This is a genomic window from Streptomyces sp. SID14436, from assembly GCF_010548465.1.
In the GTDB taxonomy this organism is placed as follows: domain Bacteria; phylum Actinomycetota; class Actinomycetes; order Streptomycetales; family Streptomycetaceae; genus Streptomyces.
The window spans coordinates 1-5,769 of the sequence record NZ_JAAGMD010000622.1 but is presented as its reverse complement, the minus strand read 5'-3'; the positions used below and the strand labels follow the sequence as shown (position 1 = coordinate 5,769).

Genomic DNA, 5,769 nt, shown 5'->3' with positions numbered 1-5,769 from the left:
GGTTGTCCTCCCAGGGCAGCAGCGGGAGCCCGCCGGACGGGGGGCCGCCCCGCTCGGACGGGACGCCCGGCCCGGTGGCGTGGGCGGCGGAGACCAGACGGCACAGGTCGGCCCAGCCGCGGGCGCCGTCCCGGGCGAGGAAGGTGACCCGGGGCGCCGAGTCGTCGACGAAGGCACCGCCGCGCACCGGGGTGCGGCGCCGCTCCCTGCGGACCGCCTCGTCCCCCCGGACGCCGCCGGGCGCCGTCGCACCGGCCGGGGACGGAGGGGGAGCCACCGCCAGCTCGGCGCCGAACAGGGGGCGGACGCCCGCCTTGGCGCAGGCCTTGGCGAAGCGGACGCTCCCGGCGAGGGTGTCGCGGTCGGTGAGGGCGAGGGCGTCCATACCCCGTTCCCCGGCACGCTCGGCCAGCCGTTCCGGGTGGGAGGCGCCGTGGCGCAGGGAGAACCCGGAGACGGTGTGCAGATGCGTGAAACCCGGCACACGCACCTCCCGCACTCGTGAGTCCCGAACGACTCTCGAACATATGTTCCCAGCTACCTCACCCCCACCATAGACCAATTCTCGAATGTATGTGCGACCCCCTTTCGGCCCCTTCCCACCTGCGGGAACGCGCGAACCCCCGGACCGTGGGGACATGACGCAGACCACCGGCGCCCGCCCCTCTCCGCCGTCGTTCCTCCGGGAGGTGAGGAACGCCGTCACCCCGCGCGCCACGCTCCTCGTGCTCGGCGTGCTCGCCCTCCAGCTGCTGTTCATCACCTCCTACGTGGGCGCGCTGCACCAGCCGAAGCTGCGGGACGCGCCCTTCGGGGTGGTCGCGCCGCAGGCCGTCGCCGAGCAGGCGGTGACCCGGCTGGAGCAGCTGCCCGGCTCCCCCCTGGACCCGCGCGCGGTGGCCGACGAGGCGGGCGCGCGGCAGCAGATCCTGGACCGGAAGATCGACGGCGCGCTGATCGTGGACCCCGCCGGGACCACCGACACCCTGCTGGTCGCCACCGGCGGCGGCACCTCGCTGGCCACCACCCTGGAGAAGCTGGCCGTCACCCTGGAGGAGGCCGAGCAGCGCACGGTGCGGGTCGTCGACGTGGTCCCGGCCTCCTCACGGGACGCCAACGGCCTCTCGTCCTTCTACGTCGTCGTCGGCTGGTGCGTGGGCGGCTACCTGTGCGCGTCGATCCTGGCCATCAGCTCCGGCGCCCGCCCCTCCACCCCACGGCGGGCGGGGATCCGGCTCGGCACCCTGGTACTGGTCGCGATCGTCGGCGGTTTCGGCGGAGCGTTCCTCGCCGGGCCCGTCCTGGACGCGTTGCCGGGCGGCTTCTTCGCCCTGTGGGGGCTGGGCACGCTGATCACGTTCGCGGTGGGCGCGGCCACGCTCGCCCTGCAGAGCCTGCTCGGGGTGGTCGGCATCGGCGTGGCCATCCTGATCGTGGTGATCCTGGGCAACCCGAGTTCCGGCGGCGCGCTGCCGCCTCCCCTGCTGCCGCCGTTCTGGGCGGCGATCGGCCCGGCGCTGCCCCCGGGCGCGGGCACCTGGGCGGCCCGCTCGATCACCTACTTCGAGGGGAACGCGGTGACCGGCGCCCTGCTGGTGCTGTCGGCGTGGGCCGTCGTGGGCGTCGCGGTCACGATGGGGGCGGCGCTGGCGCACACCCGCCGGCCGGCCTGACCCCCGGCACGCGGACGTCCCGCCCCGCGCGGGCGGGACGGGACGTCGCGGACACGTACGGAACCCGGGATCAGCCGATCTGCGTACCGGTGGCCGACAGGGCCTCCGTCACCGGCTGGAAGAAGGTCGTACCGCCCGAGGAGCAGTCGCCGCTGCCGCCGGAGGTGAGGCCGACCGCGCTGCTGCCCGAGAAGAGCGAGCCGCCGCTGTCGCCGGGCTCGGCGCACACGTCGGTCTGGATCAGGCCGTTGACGATGTCGCCGTTGCCGTAGTTCACGGTGGCGTCCAGGCCGGTGACCGTGCCCGAGTGCACCTGGGTGGTGGAGCCGCTGCGGGTGACCTGCATGCCGACCGTGGCCTCGGCGGCACCGGAGATGGCCTGCGTGGAGCCGTTGTAGAGGTTCACCTCGCTCGGGTGGTCCACGTCGGCGGTGTACTTGACCAGGCCGTAGTCGTCGCCCGGGAAGCTGGACGCCGCGTTCTCGCCGATCACGTTGCCGGAGGAGTCCGACCAGGTGGAGATGCCCTCGGTGCAGTGCCCCGCGGTGAGGAAGTGCGGCTCGCCGCCCTTGGTCACGTTGAAGCCGAGCGAGCAGCGCCCGCCGTTGCCGGTGATGGCGTCGCCGCCCGCGATGAAGGGCTGGTACTCGCCCTCGGTGCGCTGGAGTTCGGCCTTGGCGCCGAGCCCCTCGACGACCTCGGTCAGCTTGGCCCAGTCGGCCTTGGAGACCGTGCGGTCCGCCGTGACGACGACCTTGTTGGTGGTCGGGTCGGTCACCCAGGCGGTGCCCGGGATGCTCGCGTCCTTCTCCAGGGTGGTGCGCGCCCCCTTCAGTTCGGCCAGGGAGTGCGCGACGACTCTCGCCTCGGCTCCCGCCGACTCGACGGTCTCCGCGGCTGCCTCGTCGAGCACGTTGACCACGAGGCTCTTGCTCTTCGCGTCGTAGTACGTTCCCGCCGCGTCGGCGCCGAGGTCCTCGGCGAGCGTCGAGGCGAGCTTTCCGGCCGCTGTGACCGAGAGGGTCCGGGGCTCGGGGGTGTCCGGCGTCTCACTGGCGTTCGCAGTCTGGAAGGTGACTCCCGCGGCGACCAGGGCGGCGATGCCCGCCCCGGCCAGCGCTGCGCGGCGCCTGGGTATGCGTCGGTGCTTCAACTGACGTCCTCCTGTGGGGGGACGGCCCGGGAGGCTGTGGGGACCTCACGAGCCGGAAGGCGTACGGCCACAAGGGCGGCAGACGAAAAAAGCCGCGCTCGTGCCGGTTGAACGCCGCCTACTATTCCCAGCCCCCGGGGGAGCACACAAGGTCGACTTCAGGACGCGCGTACGACAACGACCGCGCGCCCCCTATGTCCTGACAGTTCATGGACACGCAGGACGGTTCGCACTGCAAACATTACGAGCGAGTAACCCGGAGGACCGCAGGGGGAGTCTAGTCGTGGCTGGAATTCGACTCTTCCGAGTCCGGTTCCACGCGGGGCGGCACGGCGCGCAGTTGCTCCCGCACCGTTTCGGGCACGGCCCCGCGCACCGCCTCGGTCACCGCCTGCACCGCTTCCATCGCCTCCACCGCTTCCGCCGTCGGCCGCGCGGCCCGCGGGGTCTCGGGCGCGGGCGTGAGCACCGGCTGCTGGGCGCGTTCGAGGAAGCGCAGCAGTTCCACCGGGAAGGGCAGGACCAGGGTGGAGTTCTTCTCGGCCGCGACGGCGACGACCGTCTGGAGCAGCCGCAGTTGGAGCGCGGAGGGGGTGTCCTCCATCTGCTGGGCGGCCTCGGCGAGTTTCTTCGACGCCTGGAGCTCGGCGTCGGCGTTGATGATGCGGGCCCGGCGTTCCCGGTCGGCCTCGGCCTGGCGGGCCATCGAGCGCTTCATCGTCTCCGGCAGGGAGACGTCCTTGATCTCCACCCGGTCGACGTGCACGCCCCAGCCCACCGCGGGACTGTCGATCATCAGCTCCAGCCCCTGGTTGAGCTTCTCCCGGTTGGACAGCAGGTCGTCCAGGTCGCTCTTGCCGATGATGGAGCGCAGCGAGGTCTGCGCCATCTGGGAGACCGCGAACCGGTAGTCCTCGACCTCCACCAGGGCGTCCGCCGCGTCGACGACCTTGAAGTAGACGACCGCGTCGACGCGCACCGTCACGTTGTCCCGGGTGATGCCCTCCTGGGCCGGCACCGGCAGCGTGACGATCTGCAGGTTCACCTTGTGCAGCCGGTCCACGAACGGCACGATCAGCGTGAACCCGGGTCCCCGTTCCTGGGGCCGCAGCCGGCCGAGGCGGAACACCACGCCCCGCTCGTACTGCTTGACGACGCGGGCCGCCGCCATCAGATAGACGGCCCCCGCGGACGCCAGCGCTGCTCCCGCCGTCACCAGTTCCTCGACCATCACGGCCCCCAGGGTCCGAAGTGGCGCATCAGGTGAACCCGCGCCGGTGCCGCCCGGCACGTCCTGGTGTGTCCCTCGACGGTAACTCCGTGGCCCCTACAGGGGCGAGCCCCCGCACACTGGTTGTGTGCGGGGGCTCGCCGCGTCGACGGCCGCGATGGGACCCGTGGGGCCGGTGGTACCCGGTCCGCGGTGCGGGACCGGCCCCGGGGGCCCGCCGGTCAGTAGACGTTGACGCCGTAGGCGCTCAGGGCCTCCGTGACCGGCTGGAAGAAGGTCGTGCCACCGGTGCGGCAGTTGCCGCTGCCGCCGGAGGTCAGACCGTACGCGGTGCCGTTGCTGCCGTACAGCGGGCCGCCGGAGTCGCCGGGCTCGGCGCAGACCGTGGTCTGGATGAGGCCGGAGACGATGTCGCCGCCGCCGTAGTTCACCGTCGCGTTGAGCGCGGTGACCCGGCCGCTGTGGGTGCCCGTGGTGGAGCCGTCACGGATGACGGTGGTGCCCACGCTCGGGGTGGCCGCCCGCGTGATGTCCACGCCGTTGGCGGTGCCGGGCCGGCTGACGGAGCCCGTGTAGCGGACGATGCCGTAGTCGTTGCCCGGGAAGCTGGAGCCGGCGGTCGAGCCCAGCACCTGGGTGCGCGCGGAGTTGCCGTACCAGGTGCCCGCGCCCTGGGTGCAGTGACCGGCGGTGACGAAGTACTCGGTCCCGCTGCTGGAGCGGACGTTGAAGCCCAGGGAACAGCGGCCGCTGTTCGAGTAGATGGCGTCACCGCCCTGGATGAGCTTGCTGAAGGTGCCCGGGGTGCGCTTGATGGTGATCGCGTCGGCGTCGCTCCCGGCCTGCTGCCTGATCTTGTTGATCTCGGCCTGGGAGACGGTGCTGTCGACGGTCACGACGACCCGGTTGGTCTTGCTGTCGACCGCCCAGGCGGTGCCCGGGACGTCGGCCTTCAGCACCGAACCGCTCACACTCTTGAGTTCGGCGGAACTGAAGGTGGTGGGGGTGTCGGCCGCGTTCGCGCTGGGGACCGCGAACGCGGCAGCGGCCACGAGGCCGGACGTGACGGCGATCAGCCGGGTGCGTCTCGTGATGCCGCTGCGAGGGGTGGTGCGCTTGATCCTCACTTCTCGTTCCTCCACAAAGGAAGTAGGGGGCCCTCGTGGGGTTGTGGGCCCGTGAGGCGCAGCCAGGGACCGGTCGCCCGGATTCCGGACGTGCCGTGCCCCTGACAAGCGCTGCCGGTGAGTATTCGGCCGAACGACCGGTCGGCACAAGGGTGCCTTTCAGCCGTCAATCTTTGAACCATCTGTGCGACTTGGTCCCCTCACATGCGGTGTGTCACCCGTGGTCACCCCTGTGTCACCCCCTCCGGCAGCGCCGGACGGATGTCCGGAAGTAGCCCCTCCGGATCCGTCCGCGCCCGGCCCGCGCCGGTCCGCGCTCCCGCGCGCCTCCGGTCAGCAGTCGCAGCCGCAGTCGCAGCCGCCGTCCTCACCGCAGCAACTGCAGCAGTTGCAGCACTCGCAGCAGTTGCAGCAGTCACCGCACCCGCTGCAGTCGTGCCGCGAGCAGACGCCCTCCTTGTACTCGCCGCTCCACGGGTCGTGGTAACTGCCGCAGCACAACTGGCAGGTGCAGGCCAGCCCCGTCCACACCGCGCAGCCCGCGAGCAGACCGCGCCGGCGCGGCGGCCCGGGCGGCGGACGGGT

The 5,769-nt window shown here is 72.1% G+C and carries 5 protein-coding genes and 1 pseudogene; 1 reads left to right on the top strand and 5 read right to left on the bottom strand.

The window, feature by feature from the left end:
• A partial coding sequence (locus G3I53_RS21790) for a PHP domain-containing protein (RefSeq protein ID WP_343240665.1) occupies positions 1-484 on the bottom strand: 484 nt, incomplete at its 3' end.
• Positions 485-638: 154 nt separating this feature from the next.
• On the opposite strand from G3I53_RS21790, the gene G3I53_RS21785 reads away from it, so the two are divergent.
• The gene (locus G3I53_RS21785; protein WP_164337289.1) at positions 639-1,673 is read left to right on the top strand and encodes an ABC transporter permease; all 1,035 of its coding nucleotides are present in this window, start codon (positions 639-641) and stop codon (positions 1,671-1,673) included.
• Between the two features lie 70 nt (positions 1,674-1,743).
• On the opposite strand, the gene G3I53_RS21780 is transcribed toward G3I53_RS21785, so the two are convergent.
• The 4 genes and pseudogenes from G3I53_RS21780 to G3I53_RS21765 form a co-directional block, all read right to left on the bottom strand.
• On the bottom strand, positions 1,744-2,826 hold the full coding sequence (locus G3I53_RS21780; RefSeq protein ID WP_164337288.1) for a S1 family peptidase: 1,083 nt from the start codon (positions 2,824-2,826) through the stop codon (positions 1,744-1,746).
• A 277-nt stretch (positions 2,827-3,103) separates the two neighbouring features.
• Positions 3,104-4,057 (bottom strand): slipin family protein, encoded by a 954-nt coding sequence (locus tag G3I53_RS21775; RefSeq protein ID WP_164337291.1) that lies wholly within the window; start codon positions 4,055-4,057, stop codon positions 3,104-3,106.
• Between the two features lie 221 nt (positions 4,058-4,278).
• The gene (locus tag G3I53_RS21770) at positions 4,279-5,184 is read right to left on the bottom strand and encodes a S1 family peptidase (RefSeq protein WP_164337287.1); all 906 of its coding nucleotides are present in this window, start codon (positions 5,182-5,184) and stop codon (positions 4,279-4,281) included.
• Between the two features lie 333 nt (positions 5,185-5,517).
• A pseudogene (locus G3I53_RS21765) lies at positions 5,518-5,769 on the bottom strand (hypothetical protein); the annotation flags it as partial.

Excerpts from the sequence above, each read along its gene's own strand:
- G3I53_RS21775 (WP_164337291.1), bottom strand. The coding sequence starts at position 4,057 with ATGGTCGAGGAACTGGTGACGGCGGGAGCAGCGCTGGCGTCCGCGGGG.
- G3I53_RS21785 (WP_164337289.1), top strand. The coding sequence starts at position 639 with ATGACGCAGACCACCGGCGCCCGCCCCTCTCCGCCGTCGTTCCTCCGG.